Origin of the sequence: Haladaptatus sp. SPP-AMP-3 (assembly GCF_049568665.1) — an archaeon.
Classification (GTDB): domain Archaea; phylum Halobacteriota; class Halobacteria; order Halobacteriales; family Haladaptataceae; genus Haladaptatus; species Haladaptatus paucihalophilus.
The window spans coordinates 1,137,312-1,158,612 of sequence record NZ_CP145897.1; the positions used below are offsets into that span (position 1 = coordinate 1,137,312).

27 protein-coding genes are annotated in these 21,301 nt (G+C 63.4%); 16 read left to right on the forward strand and 11 right to left on the reverse strand.

Features of this window, described 5'->3' with window-relative positions:
• Window positions 1-7 precede the first annotated feature (7 nt).
• Entirely contained in the window at window positions 8-1,339 is a 1,332-nt protein-coding gene (locus tag V5735_RS06560; protein WP_423745618.1) for a polysaccharide deacetylase family protein, read from the reverse strand.
• A 162-nt stretch (window positions 1,340-1,501) separates the two neighbouring features.
• On the opposite strand from V5735_RS06560, the gene V5735_RS06565 reads away from it, so the two are divergent.
• Window positions 1,502-1,669 (forward strand): HVO_0758 family zinc finger protein, encoded by a 168-nt coding sequence (locus tag V5735_RS06565; protein WP_423745619.1) that lies wholly within the window; start codon window positions 1,502-1,504, stop codon window positions 1,667-1,669.
• Window positions 1,670-1,689: 20 nt separating this feature from the next.
• Here V5735_RS06565 and V5735_RS06570 read toward each other — a convergent pair whose 3' ends face one another.
• Window positions 1,690-2,778: an aldo/keto reductase gene (locus tag V5735_RS06570; RefSeq protein WP_423745620.1), complete on the reverse strand. Its 1,089-nt coding sequence runs from the start codon at window positions 2,776-2,778 to the stop codon at window positions 1,690-1,692.
• A gap of 99 nt (window positions 2,779-2,877) precedes the next feature.
• Between V5735_RS06570 and V5735_RS06575 the strand changes: the two genes are divergently transcribed.
• The gene (locus tag V5735_RS06575) at window positions 2,878-3,861 is read left to right on the forward strand and encodes an NAD-dependent epimerase/dehydratase family protein (RefSeq protein WP_423745621.1); all 984 of its coding nucleotides are present in this window, start codon (window positions 2,878-2,880) and stop codon (window positions 3,859-3,861) included.
• A 13-nt stretch (window positions 3,862-3,874) separates the two neighbouring features.
• On the opposite strand, the gene sppA is transcribed toward V5735_RS06575, so the two are convergent.
• Together sppA and V5735_RS06585 are read right to left on the reverse strand one after the other, a co-directional pair.
• Window positions 3,875-4,900: a signal peptide peptidase SppA gene (sppA, locus tag V5735_RS06580; protein ID WP_423745622.1), complete on the reverse strand. Its 1,026-nt coding sequence runs from the start codon at window positions 4,898-4,900 to the stop codon at window positions 3,875-3,877.
• Window positions 4,901-4,954: 54 nt separating this feature from the next.
• Window positions 4,955-5,818, reverse strand: coding sequence for a coiled-coil protein (locus V5735_RS06585; RefSeq protein ID WP_007981791.1), 864 nt, complete (start codon window positions 5,816-5,818; stop codon window positions 4,955-4,957).
• Between the two features lie 414 nt (window positions 5,819-6,232).
• Between V5735_RS06585 and V5735_RS06590 the strand changes: the two genes are divergently transcribed.
• The 3 genes from V5735_RS06590 (at window position 6,233) to V5735_RS06600 (ending at window position 7,758) form a co-directional block, all read left to right on the forward strand.
• Window positions 6,233-6,385, forward strand: coding sequence for a hypothetical protein (locus V5735_RS06590; RefSeq protein ID WP_423745623.1), 153 nt, complete (start codon window positions 6,233-6,235; stop codon window positions 6,383-6,385).
• Between the two features lie 98 nt (window positions 6,386-6,483).
• A complete protein-coding gene (locus tag V5735_RS06595; RefSeq protein WP_423745624.1) occupies window positions 6,484-6,897 on the forward strand; it encodes a DUF371 domain-containing protein in 414 nt (137 codons plus the stop codon).
• Between the two features lie 54 nt (window positions 6,898-6,951).
• The gene (locus V5735_RS06600) at window positions 6,952-7,758 is read left to right on the forward strand and encodes an endonuclease III domain-containing protein (RefSeq protein WP_423745625.1); all 807 of its coding nucleotides are present in this window, start codon (window positions 6,952-6,954) and stop codon (window positions 7,756-7,758) included.
• A gap of 12 nt (window positions 7,759-7,770) precedes the next feature.
• Here the strand turns inward: V5735_RS06600 and V5735_RS06605 are convergent, their stop codons facing one another.
• Both V5735_RS06605 and V5735_RS06610 read right to left on the reverse strand, forming a co-directional pair.
• Window positions 7,771-8,178, reverse strand: a complete 408-nt coding sequence (locus V5735_RS06605) for a DUF5518 domain-containing protein (protein ID WP_423745626.1) — start codon at window positions 8,176-8,178, stop codon at window positions 7,771-7,773.
• A 112-nt stretch (window positions 8,179-8,290) separates the two neighbouring features.
• On the reverse strand, window positions 8,291-9,682 hold the full coding sequence (locus V5735_RS06610) for an NAD-dependent succinate-semialdehyde dehydrogenase (protein ID WP_423745627.1): 1,392 nt from the start codon (window positions 9,680-9,682) through the stop codon (window positions 8,291-8,293).
• Window positions 9,683-9,946: 264 nt separating this feature from the next.
• Here V5735_RS06610 and V5735_RS06615 point away from each other — a divergent pair, with 264 nt between their 5' ends.
• Complete coding sequence (locus tag V5735_RS06615; RefSeq protein ID WP_423745628.1) at window positions 9,947-11,197, forward strand: cation:proton antiporter; 1,251 nt, start codon at window positions 9,947-9,949, stop codon at window positions 11,195-11,197.
• Window positions 11,198-11,205: 8 nt separating this feature from the next.
• On the opposite strand, the gene V5735_RS06620 is transcribed toward V5735_RS06615, so the two are convergent.
• Window positions 11,206-11,733, reverse strand: a complete 528-nt coding sequence (locus V5735_RS06620; RefSeq protein ID WP_423745629.1) for a DUF7097 family protein — start codon at window positions 11,731-11,733, stop codon at window positions 11,206-11,208.
• A gap of 61 nt (window positions 11,734-11,794) precedes the next feature.
• Between V5735_RS06620 and V5735_RS06625 the strand changes: the two genes are divergently transcribed.
• Window positions 11,795-12,142 carry a DUF192 domain-containing protein gene (locus V5735_RS06625; RefSeq protein WP_423745630.1) on the forward strand — a complete coding sequence of 116 codons (348 nt, stop codon included), beginning with the start codon at window positions 11,795-11,797 and terminating at the stop codon, window positions 12,140-12,142.
• A 6-nt stretch (window positions 12,143-12,148) separates the two neighbouring features.
• On the opposite strand, the gene V5735_RS06630 is transcribed toward V5735_RS06625, so the two are convergent.
• Together V5735_RS06630 and V5735_RS06635 are read right to left on the reverse strand one after the other, a co-directional pair.
• The gene (locus V5735_RS06630) at window positions 12,149-12,577 is read right to left on the reverse strand and encodes a CopG family ribbon-helix-helix protein (protein WP_007981810.1); all 429 of its coding nucleotides are present in this window, start codon (window positions 12,575-12,577) and stop codon (window positions 12,149-12,151) included.
• Window positions 12,578-12,616: 39 nt separating this feature from the next.
• The gene (locus V5735_RS06635) at window positions 12,617-13,672 is read right to left on the reverse strand and encodes a S66 family peptidase (RefSeq protein WP_423745631.1); all 1,056 of its coding nucleotides are present in this window, start codon (window positions 13,670-13,672) and stop codon (window positions 12,617-12,619) included.
• A gap of 150 nt (window positions 13,673-13,822) precedes the next feature.
• On the opposite strand from V5735_RS06635, the gene V5735_RS06640 reads away from it, so the two are divergent.
• The 5 genes from V5735_RS06640 (at window position 13,823) to V5735_RS06660 (ending at window position 17,105) form a co-directional block, all read left to right on the forward strand.
• Window positions 13,823-14,221 carry a hypothetical protein gene (locus V5735_RS06640; RefSeq protein ID WP_423745632.1) on the forward strand — a complete coding sequence of 133 codons (399 nt, stop codon included), beginning with the start codon at window positions 13,823-13,825 and terminating at the stop codon, window positions 14,219-14,221.
• 87 nt (window positions 14,222-14,308) lie between these two features.
• Window positions 14,309-14,773 (forward strand): DUF7109 family protein, encoded by a 465-nt coding sequence (locus V5735_RS06645; RefSeq protein ID WP_423745633.1) that lies wholly within the window; start codon window positions 14,309-14,311, stop codon window positions 14,771-14,773.
• A gap of 24 nt (window positions 14,774-14,797) precedes the next feature.
• Window positions 14,798-15,394, forward strand: a complete 597-nt coding sequence (locus tag V5735_RS06650) for an NUDIX hydrolase (protein ID WP_423745634.1) — start codon at window positions 14,798-14,800, stop codon at window positions 15,392-15,394.
• Window positions 15,395-15,707: 313 nt separating this feature from the next.
• Complete coding sequence (locus V5735_RS06655; protein WP_423745635.1) at window positions 15,708-16,838, forward strand: NAD(P)/FAD-dependent oxidoreductase; 1,131 nt, start codon at window positions 15,708-15,710, stop codon at window positions 16,836-16,838.
• Between the two features lie 57 nt (window positions 16,839-16,895).
• Window positions 16,896-17,105, forward strand: a complete 210-nt coding sequence (locus V5735_RS06660; protein WP_423745636.1) for a hypothetical protein — start codon at window positions 16,896-16,898, stop codon at window positions 17,103-17,105.
• Between the two features lie 33 nt (window positions 17,106-17,138).
• Here V5735_RS06660 and solA read toward each other — a convergent pair whose 3' ends face one another.
• Window positions 17,139-18,263: an N-methyl-L-tryptophan oxidase gene (gene solA / locus V5735_RS06665; protein WP_423745637.1), complete on the reverse strand. Its 1,125-nt coding sequence runs from the start codon at window positions 18,261-18,263 to the stop codon at window positions 17,139-17,141.
• 224 nt (window positions 18,264-18,487) lie between these two features.
• Between solA and V5735_RS06670 the strand changes: the two genes are divergently transcribed.
• Genes V5735_RS06670 through V5735_RS06680 form a run of 3 tightly spaced genes read left to right on the forward strand, consistent with a single transcriptional unit; the run spans window position 18,488 to window position 20,269 of the window.
• Window positions 18,488-19,102, forward strand: coding sequence for a hypothetical protein (locus V5735_RS06670; protein WP_423745638.1), 615 nt, complete (start codon window positions 18,488-18,490; stop codon window positions 19,100-19,102).
• A gap of 60 nt (window positions 19,103-19,162) precedes the next feature.
• Window positions 19,163-19,534: a DUF7344 domain-containing protein gene (locus V5735_RS06675; RefSeq protein ID WP_423745639.1), complete on the forward strand. Its 372-nt coding sequence runs from the start codon at window positions 19,163-19,165 to the stop codon at window positions 19,532-19,534.
• Between the two features lie 21 nt (window positions 19,535-19,555).
• Complete coding sequence (locus V5735_RS06680) at window positions 19,556-20,269, forward strand: DICT sensory domain-containing protein (protein ID WP_423745640.1); 714 nt, start codon at window positions 19,556-19,558, stop codon at window positions 20,267-20,269.
• A gap of 37 nt (window positions 20,270-20,306) precedes the next feature.
• On the opposite strand, the gene V5735_RS06685 is transcribed toward V5735_RS06680, so the two are convergent.
• Entirely contained in the window at window positions 20,307-20,789 is a 483-nt protein-coding gene (locus V5735_RS06685) for a histidine kinase (RefSeq protein WP_423745641.1), read from the reverse strand.
• 137 nt (window positions 20,790-20,926) lie between these two features.
• Between V5735_RS06685 and V5735_RS06690 the strand changes: the two genes are divergently transcribed.
• Complete coding sequence (locus tag V5735_RS06690; RefSeq protein ID WP_007981838.1) at window positions 20,927-21,301, forward strand: helix-turn-helix domain-containing protein; 375 nt, start codon at window positions 20,927-20,929, stop codon at window positions 21,299-21,301.

Here is a 21,301-nt window from a genome sequence, read left to right on the forward strand (position 1 = left end):
GAGGGTCTTACGGTGCGGTATTCGTTCGCATCCCCCAGAGGTCGGAAAACGTGATGACCTCGACGCCAGCGGTCCCGTCGATGTGCGAGAGGAGTTTCCTGTAGTCCGAGATGGACATCGTGTTGCTGCTCTCGAAGTCGTGAAAGTTCAGGATGCCGCAGTTCCGGTACTTTGCGACGTTATCGACGACCCTCTTCGAAATCTCCAAATCGTTGCCGATGGTTCGGGGGAGGACGAGCGGGTCGAAGCCGTGGACGCCGGTCGTGTTGACGTTCCCCGACTGATTCATCCCGCCCATGTAGTGATAGTTCGAAACGACGTCGAGCGCCGTCTCGTCGAAGTTGTTCCCGGGATAGACGATGAAGTCCGCACCCGAAAACTCGTGGTCGATGAGCCACCGTTTGTGTGTTTCGAGGATTCCGTCGAGTTTCGACGACGAAATCCGCGCGAACGGGTCCTGAACGCTCCCGTGTGCGACCACTTCGTCGCCCTTCGATTCCCGCTCTTTCAGCTCTTCAAGCGACATGAACGCGTCGCGTTTCAATCCCGCGAGGTGCGGTGGGTGGGTGAGCACGGCGGGGAAGCCGTATTCGTCGTGGGGCGGCGCGGCGTTCTCGTAGTAGCTCCGCTTGCCGTCGTCCCAACTGAGGATGACGTACCCTTTGTCGGGTTTCGGATGGAATCGTACGTCGTCCACCCACGCTTTCACGTCGTCCGTCGTCCCGTTGGTGACCTGTAGCAGTAGTCGGTCGATGTTCCGCAAGTCGAGTTTTTCGTCGGCTTCGAAGACGCCGGGGCAGGTTCGGAACCAGCCGATGTCTGGGGGTCGATAGGAGATATCCCGGAGTTCCAACGCGGCTTTGTTTCCGTCAGTGTCCACCAGATACACGTAGAAGCCGATTTTCGAAGGAGTCGTCGTTCGGATCATGGCCGACACGTCGCGGTCCGTGAAGTCCATCGTCCCGGACAGACGGCGTTCGATGATGACGTGCTGACCGTCCCGACCGACCAGTCGAAGACTCCGTGAACCGGTGTTCCTCGTCTTCGAATCCGGCGTCATCTCGCCTTCCAACGACCGCCAACGGGACGGGTCTCCGAACGTCTCGAAACTCGTTCCCGGCGAAGCGAACCGCTTCCGACTGTCGTATTTCGTGTGAAGGGCGGACGTCCGTTCCGTGGTCGTCTCGGTCGTATCGGCCGGTTCGGTCGTCCCGGACGATGTAGGCGGGGAACTCGTGTGCTCGGTCGTGTCTCCGGTGCCGTCGTTGGAACACCCAGCGAGAAGACCGACTAAACCGGTACCGGAGAGTTGGAGGAAGCGGCGGCGGGTTCTATTCATCTAAGATATACAATTTGAAAAACAGCAATAAATGTTTGTTGGCCTGATTTTAGTATGCACAATGATAACTAATGTCAAAAAGAAACACAATCATTTCCCTCGCACCGACGAAATCGACCATCGTCGGTGCGTATATGTCACTCCGTGATGTATGTTGTCTCGATGCAATCAGTTCGAAGCGGTCTGCGAAAGGGAGAGGTCGAGAAGGACACGTACGGTCGTCTCTCGTGTTCAGACTGCGGAGAATCGCTAAAAACGCGAAACGACCCGGACGAGGTCTACTCGGTTCGTTTGTGTCCGAGATGTGAGAGTAAGTGGAAAGTCCTGTAGGTCGAACTGTTCGGCGGACCTCACTCGAAAACGGCATCGAAAGCGTTCGCACCCATCGGGTCGAAGCGCCCAGCGTCGAGGTTCTCCTGGACGTGCTCGCTCGTGCTCGCACCGACGAGCGAACTGGTTACGCCGGGCGCGCTCCGAGCGAAGTTGATGGCTCGCTGTGCGGTCGTCTCACCGGCAAGTTGCTCGGCGACTTCCTCCGGCATCTCCGCCGCGAGGTCCCCTTGCGCGATGCTCGCGCTGGTGACGACGTTCAACCCCGCTTCGTGGGCAAACCGGAGCGCGCTCTGTTTCCCGTCAGGACCGTCCTGTGACTCGACGGTGAACGCGTCGGCCATGACGACGTTGAACGGAAGTTGAATCACGCGAAAGTGGGTCGTCGTATTCTCGGCGGCTTTCGCGGCGCTTCGAGCGCGGGAGACGACCTCGCGGAGCGAGAGGTAGTCGTCGTGGTCCTCCGGAACGCGAAAGGCGTTCCACGTCGCCACGCCGTAGTGACGGATGTCACCGGCGGCGGCGCGCTCTTCGAGTCGGGCGAACGCCGATTCGAGTCGGTCGTACACCTCCTCGTGCGAGTTGGAGTAGAGCTGTGTTTCCGGGTTGTGAACGTAGTAGCAGTCGATGGTATCGAGTCCAAGATTGTCGAGCGACCGGTCCAGTTGGTCGTCGATGTAGTCCGGCGCGAGACAGTGGCTTCCGCGAACGAGGTCGTCCGAATCGACGAGGCCGGTGTCCACGAACTCGCGTTTGACGTACTCGCCCGGGTTATCGGGGCGCTCGCCCTCGAAGGGAACGAACCCACCCTTGGTCGAGACGAAGACGGCATCCCGGTCAACGTCGGCGTCGGCGAGCGCCTCCCCGACGACGCGTTCGCTCCGCTGACACCGGTAGTTGATGGCGGTATCGACCATGTTGATGCCGCCCTCGAGCGCCGTCGTAATCGCGTCGTAGTAGTTCTCGTCAACCTCGTCGGTCGGGTCGCCGAGGTACGTTCCGATACCGATGGACGAGACGGCGAAGTCGCCGAGCTGTCGGAAGTACGTCCGCCCGAAGTCCTCTCCGTGTTCGGTTCGATAGCCGTGTGTTCCCGATTCGGTCGCCATGCATCGTGCTAGTCGGGAGAGCGATAAAAGACCGTGGCATTCGCGCGTCGGAATCGCTGGTCCCTGTGGGTTTATCGTCCCTTCGTCCGCATCGACCCCATGACACGAGCACTGCTCGTCGGCGGAACGCGGTTCATGGGCCGACACACGGTCGAGGAACTGCTGACCCACGGCTACGAGGTGACGACGTTCACCCGCGGCGAATCCGGAAATCCGTTCGCCGACCGCGACGGCGTAACGCACTTCGAAGGGAACCGAAACGACCGCGAGACGCTCGAAGCGGCCCGGAATGAGGTCGAACCGGACGTCGTTATCGACTTCTGCGTCATGCATCCCCGACAGATAGCGGCCGCCACCGAAATCTTCGCCGACGCGGACGCCTACGTCTACGTCTCCAGCGGCAGCGCGTACGCCGAACAGCCGATTCCGACGCACGAGGACGCGACGCTCCACGACTGCACCCCGGAACAAGCCGACGACGAATCGATGGAGAGCTACGGCCCGCGAAAGGCCGAGTGCGACCGCGCGTGTTTTGCCGCCGCCGCGGACGGCGTGAACGCGATGGCAGTCCGTCCCATGCTCATCTACGGCCCGTACGACTACACCGAGCGATACGACTACTGGCTCCACCGCGCGGCGGAAAACGACCGGATTCTCGTGCCGGGCGACGGTGACAGCCTCCTGCACCGCGCCTACGCGCTCGACGGTGCCCGCGCCCTCAGAATCGTCGCGGAACGCGGGACGCCCGGCGAGGCGTATAACCTCGCAGACCGCGAAACGATGTCCCTCGATACGTCCCTCGAACTCGCGGCCGAGGCGCTCGATACGGAGGTCGAACTGGTCCACGCGAGCGAACGGGAGTTGGCAAAACACGACGTGTCGCCCCTCGACTTCCCGCTCTACGCACCGACGCCGCACCTCGTCTCGACCGAAAAGCTCGCCTCCCTCGGATGGGAATCGACGCCCCTGTCCGAAGCCGTCGCCAAAACAGTCGAGGAGCACCTCGAATCCGACCGTACGGGCGAGGAAATCGGACCGGACCGCGGGACCGAAGAAGCGATCATCGCCGACCTGACGGACTGATACCCGCTATCGGCTATCGGACCCGGAACTCGAACCCTTCCACGTCCCCCTTCTCGTCGCCGACCACGCTCGCGATGCCCGCGCCGAACGAGTAGGCGATTCCGCGCGCGCCGAGGTTCAACCGCCGTCGCAACGGCTGGCTGGGTTCGAACTCCCGTACCGACACCTCCGGCACGCCCAACCGCTCGGCGAGTCGAGCCTCCACGTCCTCGCGCGTGCCGAGTTCGTCCACGAGACCGAGGCGCTCCGCGTCGTCGCCGAGGTACACCCGCGCCTCCGTCTCGCGTACCGTCTCGGGGTCGAGGTCGCGCCCCGCCGTCACGCGCTCGACGAAATCGTCGTACATGCCGTCGATGATACCCTGCAGGTAGTCGCGCTCGTCGCCGTCCAACTCCTTCAACGGGATGCCCGCATCCTTGTACTTGCCCGCCGCCAACCGCTCGTAGGAGAGGCCGACCCGCTCCGCCAGTTCGGCCGCGTTCACCCGCGAACCGATGACGCCGATGCTGCCGACGAGACTGGCCTCGCGGGCGAACAGTTCGTCACAGCCGCTCGCTATCCAGTAGCCACCGCTCGCGCACACGTCGGTCGCGTAGGCCACGGTCGGCCCGTCGAACCGCTCCGCCGCGAGACGGATGTCCTCGCTCGGGACGACCTCGCCGCCGGGCGTGTTCAACCGCAACAACAGCCCGTTCGCGTTCTCGTCGTCGTTGGCGCGGTCGATTTGCGCCACGATGTCGTCCGTCGGGGTCCCGGTCGGAGAGGGAATCGACCCGCCGCCGTCCCGCCGTATCGGGCCTTCGACGGCGACCTCCGCCACGTCGTACGACGAGAGCCGCTGAGCGGCGACGCGGCTGGCTAGCCGTGCGCCCATCACGCCCGCCAGCAACACGAGAAGAATCCCCAGCAGTTCCACGAGCGATGTCGGATAGACGAGAAACAGCCACCACGCGACCGCCACCGTTAGCACTGTTCCGATGAAAACGATTGCGAGCCGTCGCCCGCGGCCACCACTGTCGGCCGAGCGTCCGCTTGCCATACCCGGTATCAGGTGGGCGACGGCGTTAAAAGTTCGCTCGCAGAGGTTCGCAGATTATAGCAGACCGGTCTTCTGGAGCTTCATGAGGTCCTCGGTGTCGAGGGTCTCCCCTTCCTTGAACTGCTGGTAGATCTCCTCGGCCTCGGCCTTGGCCTCTTCTCGCTCCTTTGCCTTCTCGGACTTGCGCTCTTTCTCTTCCTTCTTGTCGAGTTCGCGGAGGCGCTTTTGGACGCGGACGAAATCCTCGTGGTGCTGGTCGGCGGCTTCCTGCGCTTCCACGAAGTTCTCGTGCATCTCGTCGGCGTCGTCACGGATGTCGTCGGCCTCGCGGTAGGCCTCGATCATCTTGTTGTGGTGCTGCTGGGCCTGGTCCGCGAGTTCCGTCACTTTCTCGTGGTGCGTGCTCGCTTCGGCGCGAACTTCTTCGGCCTCTTCGACGAGTTCCTCGAGGTCGTCGCTCTGGTCGAGCTTTTCCTTGCGACTCTGGTACTCGTCGCGCTTGGCCTCGATCTTCTCGATGAGTTCGCGCTCGTCCTCGGTGGAGAGAACTTCCGTCTGCTGTTTGAACTCAAGCTCTTCGATTTCCTTCTTGAGCTGCTCCAGATCCTTTCCCTCGTCCAGTTCGAGGTCGGATTTTCGCTGTTCAACGCGGTCGAACAACTCGTTCGCCTCGGCGTTGAGTTCGTTGCGCTTCTTTTTGTGTTCCTGAACCTGTTCGTTCAGTTTGTCACGCTGCTCTCGGTGTTCTTGCGCCTCGTCCACCTTTTCACGCGTCTTCGCGTTCAGTTCGTCGCGTTTGGACGCGCGCTTGCTCGCTTGCTGATTCAGCTCGTTCCGTCGGTCTCGGAGCTGTCCTGCGAGTTTAATGAGTTCACCTTTCGACTTGTTCTGAAGATCCTCTTCTGTTACGCTTACCATTCTTAGTTAAACCTCGGTTCCTCCCGCTCCGGCGGATAAGAGCATCGCTACTCTTCTATGAGTACCAACCAGCCGATGACAATATTCCCATATCATTGGTTGACGCGCGGTGCTACCGTGACGCCGGAAGCGTTCAGGTATTACGAAGTATTCGACATAGCTATTTAAATGTTGTGCCCTCGAATTATGTGGAAACGCCTAGCACACGCCCCGTACTCCGTGGAAACGGTTGACACACGCGTCCGTGCGAGTTTATAAATGGCCGGTGGCGTATGCAACCGACGATGCGAGAGGAGAGAGGGATTTGGGGGTTCGAACCGGAGTAAAACGCGGCGGAGAAATCCTGTCCCGGCGAGTTTCACTTTCACTCCGGACACGGGTCGATTTAACATAGATGGCGGAACGAAATCGGATATGATCGAGACGCTCCGCTGTACGTGTGAAGCCGCCGAGTGTGACCGCGAACTCGACGAATCCCAGCGCATGCTGACGATGGAGACGGGGGGCGGAATTCGCCACGCGTACGAGTGCGAATGCGGTGCGGTGACGGTGACCGTCGTTCGGTGATGGCAACCGTCTGACGACGATGCGGACGACCGCCATCCGAGAATCACAACGCCATCGAAATGGCGACGCTGAAGTGCCCTCCGCGGAAAGCCGACGCCATGAAGGAGACGATTCACGCGCGCGGCCACGAGAACGTATCCGGCCGCCACGCCAGCACGTTCGAAGTCACGACCGACGATTTCCTCACGCCCGCGGGCGACTGCATCCTCGCCATCGAAGCCGACCGCGCGCCCGCCGACTTCGACCCGGATTTCGTGGACGCCTGCCGTGACGAGGACGCCGCCATCACCGTGACCGTCGAAGCGGGCGATCACGCCGAAACCGTCACCGGTCGCGGCCATCCCGGCCTCGAATTCGACAGCGACCGGAGCATGGTCGGGCGCACCAGCGACTACGTGGACGAGCGAACGTTCGTCGTCGGCTGTGAGTTCGCCGCCGAGGGATTCGACCGCGACCTCGTACGCGCGCTGGCGGACGGCGCGGAAGCCGTCATCACCGTCGAAGTCGAGTAGCCACTCGCCCGACGGCCCGATGGTTTTTCTTCGATTGCGCACCGAGACCACCCCATGAGCGACGACCCGGAACCCGCCGAGAACATCAGCGGCGGGGCGGACGGCGGTGGAATGGCGACCGAGTTCACGCCCGCCGACGCCGAGACGCGAGCCGAGGAGGTCGTGGACCGACTCGGCGAACTGTACTGGCAGAAGACCTACGGCGGACAGGACGCCTTCACCTGCCTCGTCCGAACCATCCTCAGCCAGAACACGAGCGACGTGGCGAGCCAACCCGCCCACGACGACCTCGTGGCGCGCTACGGCGGCGGCGATTTGGCCGAAAGCCTCGCCAAGGCCGACCACGACGAACTCGCCGACACGATTCGCTCCGCCGGACTCTACAATCAAAAGGCGGACGTGATAATCGACTCGGCCGAGCGCGTCCTCGCCGACTTCGGGAGCGCGGCGGCGTTCGACGAGTTCGTCCGTGAGGGGGAACTGAACGAGGTTCGGACCGAACTGCTCGACGTGAACGGCGTCGGGCCGAAGACGGCCGACTGCGTGCTCCTCTTCTCCGGCGGGCAATCGGGCGTCTTCCCCGTGGACACGCACGTCCACCGAATCTATCGAAGACTGGGAATCGCGCCGCGGGACGCCGACCACGAGGACGTGCGGGAAGTACTGGAGCGCGAGGTTCCGGCGGAAAAATGTGGGTTCGGACACACGGCGTCGATTCAGTTCGGGCGCGAGTACTGTTCCGCGAGAAAACCTGCGTGTTTGGGCGGAGACGAGGCGTGTCCGATGTTCGATTTGTGCGACCGGGTGGGTGTCGATGTAGAACGCGGTGAGGTCGTTGACCCGGCGGAATCAGGGCGGTGAAACCGGCCGTCTCTACCCGGTAACCGGTGTCGGTTCCCCCGAACCGAGCTTTCGCGAGAGCCACTCCCCGGTCATCGCGGCGATCGCTCCGGAGAGACCGACCATCAGGGCAACGAACGCTACCAGTACGAACACGATGAATACCTCCAAGATCCCGAAGGACATCGGCTGGTCGAACTGTGAAATCGCACCGACCGTGGGAATCGCATTCCACAAGATCGGAACTGAGCCAACCAATCCGGTTTGGAACCCGATACGCTGCGCCCCCTTCTTTCCGCCAAGCGTTACCACTCCACCGACCAGTCCGGGCCAGAAGATGACGCCGGGGTCCAGTGCACTGGACCCCGGGAAGTTGACCAGGACGTACGCGGATGAAATGAGTCCGGCGGGCAGCGCGTACGCCCACGGATGAGCCGTCACGAATTCACGGAGGTTTCTAAGCACGGGGTTGTTTGTATACTATACATTCGTGCGTGCATATATTTATTGCAAAACCAGTTACCCCTACCGATAGAGAGAATCGGACGATTCTCTACTCTACGCCACCCTCGGAATGCGACACGTCCGATACCCACGTGGTCTTCTTGTTGACGAACTCGTGAATCCCGTGCTCGGAGAGTTCGCGGCCGTAGCCCGAATCCTTCACGCCGCCGAAGGGGAGGCGAGGGTCGGATTTGACGAGTTCGTTGACGAACACCATCCCGGCCTCGATTTCTCGGGCGACTTCCTTCGCCCGTCGCTTGTCTTGCGTCCAGACGCTCGCACCGAGTCCGAAGGTGGTGTCGTTGGCGCGCCGAATCGCCTCCTCGACGTCCGAGACGCGGAACACGGACGCGACGGGGCCGAACAGCTCCTCGCGTGCGGCGGGGCTGTCCTCGGGGATTTCGGTGAGTACCGTCGGCGGGTAGTACGGGCCGTCCCTGTCGAGCGGTTCGCCGCCGAATTCGACGGTCGCACCCGCGTCCACGCTCTGTTCGACCTGCTCGTGGAGGTCGTTCATCAGGTCCTCGCGGGCTTGGGGTCCGATGTCGGTGTCCTCGTCCATCGGATCGCCGACGGTCAACGACTCCATCTCCGCGGCGAATTCGTCCATGAACTCGTCGTACACGTCGTCGTGGACGACGAAGCGCTTGGCCGCGATACAGGACTGGCCGCTGTTGATGCAGCGGGCCCGTGCACCCGTTTTCGCCGCGTCCTCGATGTCGGCGTCGGGGAGGACGACGAACGGGTCGCTCCCGCCGAGTTCGAGGACGGTCTTCTTGAGATGGCTCCCCGCCGTCTCGGCGACGGCGCGGCCCGCGGGTTCGCTCCCCGTGAGCGTCACCGCGGCGAGTCGGTCGTCCGCGATGACGTCCTCCATCTTGTCCGACCCGACGAGTAGGGCCGTGAACGCGCCGTCGGGGTAGCCTGCCTCCTCGAACACCTCCTGAATCGCCATCGCGCACCCCGGCACGTTCGAGGCGTGTTTGAGCAGGCCGACGTTTCCGGCGGTGAGGTTGGGCGCGGCGAACCGGAACACCTGCCAGAACGGGAAGTTCCACGGCATCACCGCGAGCACCGACCCGAGCGGTTCGTAGGAGACGTACGACTCCACGTCCGGTTCCGTGCCGATGTGTTCGTCCTGCAGGAACTCGGCGGCGTGCTCGGCGTAGTAGTCACAGACCCACGCGCACTTTTCGACCTCGGACACCGCGCTCTCGATGGGTTTCCCCATCTCCGCCGTCATCGTCTCGGCGTACTCCCGCTTGTTCTCCCGGAGCACGTCCGCCGCGTTCGAGATGAGCCGCTGGCGCTCTTCTATCGGCTGGCGGTGCCACTCGTCGTAGGTGTCGGTGGCGCGCTGAAGCTTCTCGTCGACCGCGCGCTCGTCGTCCTCGTCGAACGTGTCTATCACGTCGCCCGTCGCGGGGTTGAGACTCTCCATACTTACTCGTGACAGTTCCCACGTGCATGTACGCTACGGCAGAACACGTTGGATAGCATGCGCGGAAGAGAAACGAGCTACCTAACGCGTCGTAACCGCCGTTTTCGACGGGAAAACGAACCGCCGGAAGGCACAACGACCAGTTTCTCCACATACGCGGCGCATACTTATGCGAGTCGCTACCGACCGTTCCCGTGACATGAATCGCCTGAGGTGCGGGGGAAGAGGAACGGAAGCGAACGGTATCGGGGGGCACCGACGATAATGGCGTCGCTCGAAATCTTCCTCGTCATCGGGGTGAGCCTGTTGCTCTCGCTCGTCCTGAGCGAAGCCATCGAACGACTCGGCGAACCGGGCTTTCTCGGGGAAATCCTGGCGGGCGTCGTCCTCGGTCCGTCCGTCGCCGTCCTCATCAGCAGCGTCTCCGAAACCAGTCCGTTCATCCTCATCGCCACCATCGGCGGCCTGTTGCTCTTCTTCGACGTCGGCTACCAGCAGATAGATTTGAGCGACCTGCTCGCCGCGTTTCGACCGGTGTTGATAATCGGTCTCTCGGGCGTCATACTCCCGTTCGTTGTCGGATACATCATCGGGAGCTACTTCGGACAGGGGTTGGAATCGAGCCTCTACCTCGGTCTCATTCTCTCCGTCACGTCCGTTTCCATCGTCGTCAGGACCCTCCTCTCGCTCGACAAACTCGACACGCAGTACGGGCGCTGGATTCTCGGTGCGTCGGTGGTGGACGACGTGGTGGGCCTGCTCGGCATCTCCATCCTCCCCCTGTTCTTCGTCAGCGGCGGCCTGATGGGGACCGCCTCCGCCCTCGGATTGGCCGCGCTCTTCTTCGTCGCCGCGGCGATTTTCTACCGATTCCTCCTCGACCCGGTGTCCGACCTGCTGTCGAAATCCCAGGTCGGGATGGCAGACTTCATCGGCATCCTCGGGCTGTTGTTCGTCTTCGGCTACGCCTCGGACGCGGTGGACCTCTCGTACTTCATCGGGGCGCTGACCATCGGGTTGGTCATCTCGACGAACAAGCGACTGGAGGGAAAGAAACTCCAGTCGAACGTGTACGGCATCGCCTACGGCGTGTTCATCCCGCTCTACTTCGTCGCAATCGGGGCCAGGATGAACCTCGGCGCGCTGACGGTCAACACCTTCATCGTCGTCTTCGCCGTCTTCGGCCTCCTCTCGAACTTCGTGGCTGGCTACGCCGGAAACATCATCGCGGGAGGGCGTCGGGAACACTCGCTCATCCTGGGCTTCGCCCTCCTTCCGCGCTCCGAATCGGGAATCGCCATCGTCTCGCTCGGCGTCGCGCAGGGTATCGTCGGCAACCAGATATTCGTGGCCTATCTGGTCGTCTTCGTCGTCTCGGTGTTGTTGACGCCCTCGTTGCTGAAGCGGGCGGTCGAACGGGCCGAGCGGAAAAAGGCGAAGAAGGGGAAAAAGAAGGATGAAGGAACGGACGCGGGGAGTTCTGGAACGTCGAAATCGACGGACACCAGCGGGTAGGCGAACGTTCACTTCTCGCGGTCGTATCGCTCCGCCGCGGTTTCGAAGGCGGTTTCGGCTTGTTCCGTGCTCCGCCGTCCTTCCGATTCCGCCATCGCCTCCGGGTCGGGGTTCACGTCGTCGTCGATTCTCGCCCACGAGTTGTGGACCTTCGCGTGACACCAGCGACAGAGGCACACCGTGATTTCGTGCGAGAGCGTCTCGCCGCCCCCGGCGTAGGAGAGGTGATGTTCTTCGAGGAGCAGGCGCTCGTCGGAGTGGGCCATCCGCCGCTCTTCGAGGCCGCAGCGGACGCACTGGCGGTCGTGATTCCGACAGCGAAAGTGCGGGCAGTCGCGCCACGACCAGTCGCCGTCGGGGTCGGCGACGGGGCAGGCGAAGTCGTCCGCCCGGCGCTCGCGGGCGAACTCCGGGTCGTGTTGGGGATGGTCGAAGGCGTAGCGGCAGTTCCCTTCGTCGGTGAGGTGGTCGCAGAGTCCGACGTGCTCGTACGGGTCGTCCACGCCGACGGCGGTGCCCGTCGGTGTCTTCTCCATGCTGAACTCGTAGCGGCGCGCTCGCACAAACGTTTTGTCTTCTGGCTGAGGAGTTCCCGACGTGCGCGTCGTACACGAATCGGACGGACGGTCGGAGACGCTAGCGAACGATGTCGAGACGGCGGATTCGTTTCTCTCGCAAGCGAAGGGACTGATGTTTCGCCGGTCGATTCCCGACGATTACGCCCTCGCGTTCCGGTTCGACGACGTGGACGCCCGCGACGTCCACATGGTGTTCGTCCCGTTTCCGCTCGACGGGGTGTGGGCGGTGGACGGCGAAGTCCAGCAGGTGAAACGGCTGTCCGCGTGGACCGGATTGGGAAAAGCGGAAGCGGACACGCTGTTCGAACTGCCTGCCGGAAGCGCATCGGACGTCTCGGTGGGCGATACGGTTCGGCTGGTCGAATAGAGTATCTTACTCGGCGTCGGCCAGCGGACTGAACCCGTCCACGGGCGTCACGGAGTAATCGACGGTGAGCGTGTCCTTCGTGGCTCGAATCCGGCCGACGAAGGCGGAGATTTCCTCCAACGTTCCTTCGAGGACGAACAGCTCCATGCAGTGGTGATTGCCGATGTGGTTGTGGAAGTTCGAAGCGACGAGTCCCTCGTGTTCGTGACGGAGGTGCATCATCCGCTCCTCGACGTTGGTCGTCTCGTAATCGAAGAGCACGGTGACGATGGCCATCAGTTCGCGGTCTTCGAGGCGGCGGTCCTCGAACTCGCCGAGGAGGTTTCTGCTGGCCTCGCGGACGACTTCGCTCCGGCCGGTGTAGCCGTGTTCGTCGGCGAACTGGTCGATTCTGGAGAGCAACTCGTCCGGCATGGAGACGCTGACGACGGTCATGTATTAATCCAGGACCCAAACGCTATTAGAACCTTGTTATCAGTATTCGAACCTGATTCGCTCGTTCTCGGGGTCCACCGTCACCTCGCCGCCGACCGGAACCGGCGCGACGGGGGCCGTGTGGCCGAAATCGAGGTCGAAGACGACCGGGGCGTCCGGGTTGTATTCGGCGACGAGGTCGGCGATAGCGTCGCGTTGGCGTTCGCGGTACGCCGTCCGTTCGTCCGGCGGTCGCGCCACCTCGTGCGACCGCGCCTTCGCCCGTCCGACCAGAACCGCGGAAAACCGCGAGAGGAGTCCGCGCTCGCCCATCCCCATGAGCGTCCATCGAACGTCGAACTCGGTGGGCAGTTCCTCGGAGGTTTCGAGGAGCAAGACGGCACCGTCCAACTCCTCCGGGTCAGGCAGATAACGACTCACCGACAACTGCTGGTCCACGACCTCCAGACAGCCGCCCCACGTTCGGCCGGTGACGCGCTCGGTTCCGCCGCGCCACCGCCACCCCGGATTCGGCTCCATCTCGCGGTGTTCATCGAGATTCTCGGGGTCCGCCCAGTCCAAATCCTCGTCGGTGAACCGGTCCGATGGGCGGAGTTCACCGAACGAATCCTCGAACGTGGCCCGTTCCAGATACTCCACCGTGTAGTCGTGCATCGACCCCTGCATGGCGAACTCGGTGAAGAGACAGCCGCCGTAAAACGAGACGACGCCCTCGTTCCAGAGCACCGTCTGAAGGTTCGTGTTGTCGCTCGTGCCGTAGAACCGCGTCGGATTCTCGCGGAGCACGTCGGTGTCGAGGTGCGGCAGGATGCGAACTTGGTCCGCACCGCCGATGACCGCGACGATGCCCGCGATGTCGGGGTCGGCAAAGGCGTCCATTACGTCCTCCGCTCGCGCTTCAGGGTGGTCGTACAGCCACTCCGGGGATTTCGTCGCGGTGGGAAACTCGACGGGAGTCAGTCCGAACTCCGATTCGAGGCGGTCCAGTCCCAGTTCGTAGACGTGCGGGAACAGCGCCGCGTGGCTGGTTCCGGGTGCGATGACCGCGACGGAATCTCCCGGTTCGAGGGCTGGCGGGAGGACGAACTCGTGCATGAGAAATGTGTTGAGAGAGCGTCTGAAAGCCGTTTCGCTCCCCGTTCTCCCCCGCTAACGACCCGTTAATTCCGAATTTCCCCGACAGAGCGCTCCTAATTCGAACTTAACCGTGACATAACAAAGACCCGTTCGGCCGTTGTCGAGTCCATGTCGAACAGTTCCGTGGGGTGGTTAGAGACGCGCGGGGAGTGGCCGACGGCCGCCCCGAACCGCGTCTGGTTGTTGGCGATTCTCGTCGGGGGGAAGACGCTCGACGCGGTGAGCACGGTTACCGTCCTCCACCTTCGAGCCGACGTGTTCGAATCGGTGTGGCTCACGCGAACGCTCATGGGGCGGTTCGGAACGGTCGGGGGGTCGTTCCTCACGCTCGTGTTCGCCGTCGTCGGCGTCGTCGTTCTGGCGGAGAGCGGCCTCCTCATCAAGCGACTGTTCCCGGAGTCGTGGACCCCCGAAGGGTACCCCGCCGCCTTCAGGACGACGACGTATCTCGCCGCTGGCGCATGGTACGGCTTTCTCGGCGTCCACAACTTCCTCTATCTCGTCTGACTCGTTCGACGACCTCTCTGTCTGATTTCTTATACTTCGGTGCCCGGAACGCCAACACTAATATCGACCGCCCGACGCTTCCCGGTAATGAGCGAGACGAAAGATGAACTCGCGGGCGTGGTCGATATGTTCGGGGCGCTGACGCGCGCCGAACTGGCCGACGCACTCGCCGAACTGGCGTTCAAGCAGGGCAAGGAAGTGGACGTGTCGGTGTTCGAGGCGGTCATCGAGGACGGCGTGCGCGACTTCTACCTCGTCGAAGCCGACGCCGACGGGGAGACCGTCCTCGTTCCCGGACCGGTTGCGTTCCCCGCACTGCCCGAGAACGGCGAGGACCTGCCGCACATCATGGACGTCCCCGAGCGGACGACCGACCGCGAGCGACTCGGGGAACGGGTACGGAAGCGATTGGCGACCGAGGCAGAAACGGCCGACGAGGAGCGCGCCCGGTATCTCGTGGACGTGAGCTACGACCTCGAAGCGTGGGCACCGGTCGAAGCGGACGACGTGCGCGAGCGGTTGGACGAGTCGCATCCCGACCGGGCAAATTAAGGCCGGAGGGAGCAACGAAAACACATGAACCTCGGTCGGGTGGCCGACCACGAACCACGGTTGGTCACGGACGAGAAGCGCGAGGCCGCCGTCCTCGTTCCGGTTATCGCCCGCGACGACGGCCCAGCCCTTCTCTTCACGAAGCGGGCGGATCACCTCGGCGAACATCCCGGGCAGATGAGTTTCGTCGGCGGCGGGCACGAACCCGGAGACGCGGACCTCTGGGAGACGGCGGTTCGGGAGTCCAACGAGGAAATCGGTCTTCGACCGGAGGAGGTCGACGGCGTCGGCCGACTGGACGACATCCGAACGATAACCCACTATTCGATAAGCCCGTTCGTCGTTCGGATTCCCGACCGGCAGTACGACCCCGACGAGCGCGAGGTGGCCGAAATCGCCGTGCTCCCCGTCTCGGAACTGACGGACTTCGACAACTACGAGAACGAGTACCGCGAGCATCCGCGCTACGGCGAGGTGGTCATCCACTACTTCCACGTCGACGGCTACACCGTCTGGGGCGCGACGGGCCGGATTCTGGTCCAACTGCTCGAACTGACGACCGACTGGCGTGCACCGGAGAAGATTGACCGGTTCGTCGATACCGACCCGGATTTGGGATAGCGTTCGGCGGCGAGACGAGAACGAACGCGCTCGTCCGCTCGACGACGGATGCTCGGGACGATTCTCGCACGAACTACCGCGAACGACGCAAGCGACGGCGAATATTCGAGATACTGACTCCTAGCGGAGAACACTGAATCATAGATTTTCACACTGAGGAGTACTATTAGCCACTAAACCATACCATTTACTACTGATAAGTACTGGACTACCGACGCGTCGGCGGCCGGTTTCGGTTCGTTCGAACGATGCTCCCGCGTTCCGGATTGTCGGTACCCATAGGAACGAGGTGGTGGACGCTCAATGCCCGGTCATGTACGATGCAATCGTCGTCGGAGGCGGAATCGTCGGCGCCTCCGTCGCGTACCACCTCGCACGGGAGGACGTGGACGCGCTCCTCGTCGACCGCCACGATACCGGACGAGCGACCGACGCCGGTGCCGGAATCATCTCGCCCGCGACCAGCAGTCGCACGGCCTCGGACCGGTGGTTCGAGTTCGCGCTCGACGCGGCGGCGTACTACCCCGAACTGGTCGAGTCCCTCGAAAACGAACAGGACGGGAAGACGGGTTACTCCGACTGTTCTCTACTCTCGGTCGCGGTGGACGAGGACGAAGTACCGGAGTACGACGCGGCGTCCGAACGGATTCGGGAGCGACAGGAGAAGTACGGTCAACCAGCGCCCGGAACGACGGAAGAACTCTCGTCGTCGGAGGCGCAATCGCGGTTCCCCGCAATCGCCGAAACCCGTCGGTGTCGCGCCTACGACGGGGCCGCGCGGGTGGACGCCCGGACGTTCACCGGCGCGTTGCTCCGGGCGGGAGAAAGCCACGGGCTCACCGTCCTCGACGGGGACGTGACCCGAATCGACCACGAGGACGGCGCGGTCACGGGCGTCGAAACCGCGGACGGCGAGCGGTACGAAGCGGATTCGGTCGCCGTCGCGGGTGGCGCGTGGTCGCCCCGCTTCGCGGAGTCGCTCGGCGTGTCGATCCCCGTCGAACCCCAGCGCGGGCAGATCATCCACCTCGATTTGGGCGAGACGGACACGTCGTCGTGGCCCATCCTCAGCCCGTTCCACGGCCACTACATGGTCCCGTGGCCGGACAACCGCGTGGCGGTCGGCGCGACCCGCGAAGTCGGGTCGGGGTTCGCACCGCGCGCGACGGCCGAAGGGGTTCACGAAGTGCTCGGCGAGGCGCTCCGCGTCGCGCCCGGCCTCGCCGACGCGGAAATGGACGAGGTTCGCGTCGGGCTTCGTCCGCGCTCGGCAGACCAGTTACCCGTGTTGGGCGCGGTTCCGACCGTCGAAGGGGTCCATCTGGCGACCGGCCACGGCGCGACGGGTCTGCAACTCGGGCCGTACAGCGGCAAACTGGTCGCGAACGAAATGCGGGGTGAATCGGTCGATATCGAGACGTTCAGCGTGGAACGGTTCGAGTGACGGAATGAGAACCATCCCGTAGGAAGAAATATTAAATCACAGTCGCTCGTGGAATTCGTGAACCTGCTCTCCAACCCGTACGTCAGGATGGCCTTCGTCGGCTTTTCGATACTGGTCGTCGGTATTCCAGTGTGGATGCTCGCGTCTTCCCCGTCGAAAGCGACGACCTTCTTCGACCCGGCGGTGTGGATACTGGCGGTCGGTGGAACCGTCTTCCCCCTGTTCGGGTTCTGGGTCGGCCGCCGAATCGAAGCGAACGGACCCTAAGCACGATTGGCGGTCTCCAGTCGGTTAGCCGTCTCAGAACCGGTCGAGCGAGAACAACTCGATATCGTGGCGGCTCTCGCCGTCGATGGCGAGGTCCGCCAGAATCTCGCCGACGACGCTCGACAGCTTGAACCCGTGACCCGAAAAGCCCGCGCCGACGACGACCTGTGGGTAGTCCGGAAGCGTGTCGATGATGAAGTGTTCGTCCGGCGAGTTGGTGAACATGCAGGTCTCCAAGCGCATCGTCGGTCCCGCCGCGTCGGGGAAGTAGCGTTCCGTGAAATCCCGGAGGACGCGCTCGTCGCCGGGCGTCGGCGCGGCCACGTCGTCCGGGTCCACCTCCTCGTGGAAGTGGTTGTACTTACCGACCTTGTACCCCGGCACGCCGTACTCGGGGAAGCCGTAGAAGTAGCCCTCCTCGCACTCCACGATGAAGACGGGGAACGAATCGGGTCGGAACCGCTCGGGATGCTCGGGCTGGAACCACCCCAAGACCTGTCGCTCCGGCACCGCCTCCGTCTCCAGCATTGGGAGCAAATTCGCGGCCCACGCGCCCGCCGCGACGACCATCGCTTCGGCGGTGTAGCTGTCTTCTGCCGTCTCGACGCGGACGCCGCCGTCGGCGGTCGGCTCCCAGTCGAGGACACCCTCCCGCGCGTGAATCTCCGCGCCGTGTCGGTGGGCCGCGTTCACGTGGGCGACGACGCACTGCTCGACGTGGAGGAACCCGCCGTCCGGTTCGACGACCGCGACGAACTCGTCGGGGAGGTCGTAGCCGGGATAGCGCTCGCCGAGTTCCGCACCGGAGAGCAGTTCGTGTTCCAATCCGTGCTCCTCGGCGGATTTGCGCGCACCGGCGACCTTCTCGCTTCCCTCGGGTCCGGCGACGACGCACTCGGTTTTGTGGAGCAGTTGCGTCGAGTGGGTCGCGTCCAACTCGTCCCACAACTCGTAGGCACGTTCGAGCAGCGGGACGTAATCCGGGTGTTCGTAGTACGCCTTTCGGATGATTCGCGTCAGGCCGTGGGACGACCCCATCGAGTGCGGTACGTCGTAGCGTTCGAGTCCCAATACGTCCTGCCCGCGCTCGGCGAGGTGGGCCGCCGTCGCGCTCCCCATGCCGCCGACGCCGACCACGATTGTGTCGTACTCCGTCATTCGTTTTCACCCTGTCCGGCGGTGACAATGAACGTGGGGGTCCGACGTCACGCGAGGGGCGGACGCCGCCGCGGAACCGACGTCCCGCCGTCACCGAGTTGAACCGTCGATTTCGTTGTCCCAATTCCGCGAATCGTCCGAAAAATGGCCGTTCGGCGGACCGATACAGGTAAACCTGCGAGGTGAATATCGAGTGAAAACGGCCGCTTGGCGGTCGTGATACCGTGACGGAACAGACCGACTACTTCGACGACAGAATCGCGGACGCAATCCTCCACGGCTCGCCCTACGAGCGACTGCGCGTCCGACGGAACAGCCTCTTCGACCAACGTATCTCGACGAAACTGGCGTGGCAGAGCGTCGTGCTCCTCGCGCTCTCGCTCGTCGGACCGATAACGCTCGGCTATTCGGAATCGGTCGCGGCGCTGTTTCCGGGCGGGACGCCGCTCACGTCCTCGCCCATCATCCTGATGCCCGGCGTGCTCGTCCTCCTCCTCGAAGCGGGCGCGGCGGCGGGACACGTCGCCGTCGCGGCGACCATCCTCATCAACGAGTCGGACCTCAGCACGCGCCGGATGCGTCAACTCCTGAGCGTCGAGGAGATGGCGTCGTTCTACGGCCTCATCGGCGGCGCGCTGCTCCTCACGATAACGGTGGCGTTCTTCCTCCTCGGGTACGCCGGAGTGGAGACGATTCAACAGTACACGACCGCCGGAGCGCAGGGACCGTTCGACACGTCCGGAACCGGACTGAGCGTGCTGGCGGTCTCGACCGTCGCCTTCGTCGGGAGCGTCATGCTCTTTACGGCGAGCCGCCTGCTCGATACCCGAATGCGATAGCGGGCCGGACGGAACGCTTACTGACGTTCGCGGCGTGGGTGTGAGCATGGAGGAATCGGGATGGAGAAAGACTCGGAGGACACGCTGTACGACATTCTTCTCGACCCGTCGCTCGACGACGACGTGTACCGAGCGTTAGCGAACCGTCGCCGTCGGTACGCCGTCTACGCGCTGATGGAGTGGGACCGGGTTTCGATGGACGAACTGGCCGACGTTCTCACCGGGTGGCTCTACGCGAGCGAGTATCGAATGGCGACGCCGGACGACCGAAACCGGTTGATTACGGAACTACGCCACGAGCACGTCCACATGCTACGGAAGGCGGGACTCGCCGGATACGATTCGAGCGGAGACGGACTCGTACTCCCCGAGCTAGCCTACCCAGTCGCAAGACTGCTTCGCTGGGCGCGACGGAACGAGTATCCGAACTGACTGTCACGGGAGGACGTTCAAATGGACCTTCGGGAAACCATCGCCGATGTGGAACGCAACCGAAAGACGCTCGTCGTCTACAGCGAGGACCCGTCCACCGACATCGCCGACGAGTTCGAGACGAAAAACGTCACGGTGCGGTACAATCGGCTTCGAGGCGTCGGCCCGGACGAGTTCCTCGTCATCCGCGACCGCGACGGATTCAAGGGTGCAATCGGGCTGACGTCGCTTCGAGAGTTTCTCACGCCACCTGTCCGCATCCCGTGGAGCGACGAGTTCGACCCGTCCGCGTTCCGCGACCTGCTGGCCCTGCTCGACCGGACCCTGTTCTCGTCGTTCGACCGTCGCCAGATGCTGGCGACGAGCCGCGAGTTCGAGGACCGCGCGTGGCGCGTCGGCGAGGGGACGCTCCACGTCGGCTTCCAGTCGTTGTCCGCGTTTCGCGCACAGACGGACGTGTACCGTCGCCTCGCGCTCGAGACGAGCCTCGACGTCCACATCTACGGGCGGGCGGATTGGCAACCCCCGAGGATTCGAAACACGACCTATCGTGCCAGGAAGACGGGCGAAATCGGTTCGGTGTGGTTCATCGTCTACGACGGCGGCGGCGACGAGCGGCAAAAATGCGCGCTGGTTGCCGAGGAGCGCGACGAAGGCCGCTTTTTCGGCTTCTGGACGTACGACCCCTCGACGGTCGACGACATCCGCTCCCACCTCGAACGGACGTACGGGTGAGCGGAGAGCCGTCGCGGCGTTCGACGACGAACTCCGATCACCGATTTCGGACGACGGGATACAGCGCACCCAACACCAGTCCGAAGACGGCGTGACCCATCAGACTGGTCGGGTTGACGTTCGGGACGGGAGGTGCCATCGGGAAGCCGACCGCCTGCAACCAGACGGGCATGACGAGGACGGCGGCGACGACCCAGAGCAGGACGCCGTACCCGACGCCGACCAGCGCGGATGTCCCGACGGAATCCGTCGGCGTTCGAAAGCGCGGCGTCGTCGCAATCGCGGCGAACACGAGGCCGAAGACGGCCGCGTTTACCATGTGTATCACCCATCCGGCAAATCCGCCGTCGAGTCCCCAGAGGGCGGGAATGGCGTGTTCGATGACCGGCCGCATTCGCATCGTCAGCATGACGCCCATCACCGCCCCCGCGACGAGTCCCGAAGCGACGCCCGCTTGCCACGCGCCGTCCGTATTCGCCGTCGTTTCCGCCGCTCGTTCGGTCGCTGTGTCGGTTGCCATCACACGTTACTACCGCGAATCGGGATAAGTCGATTCGGCGTGCGTGCGGTCGGGACGCACGTGCGTCGGGAATGCACGACCGGGGTGAGTTGAAGGTAACTGGGACGTTTATCGTCGTTCGTGTGGTCTGCTCACTCATGAACGACCCCGACCCACAACGATTCCGAAGCCTGATGCTCGCGGATGAGCCGGGGTTCGAAGACGTGTTGACCTGCGTGTTCTCCATCCAACCGCACGAGAGTCGAACGTATCTGGCGCTCTTAGAGCGCCCGAACAGCACGACCGAGGAGTTGGCGCGGACGACCGGCCGCGACCGAAGCAACGTCTCGCGGTCGCTTGCGACCCTGCGCGAGAAGGGGTTGGCGAGCAGACGCCGCCACCTCCTCGACGGCGGAGGGCACGTCTATCGCCACGAACCGACGCCCCTGTCGGAGGCGAAAGCGCTCATGCACCGAACGCTCGACGAGTGGTGTGCGTACGTCCACGGTCGAATCGACGAGTTCGGCGAGTGA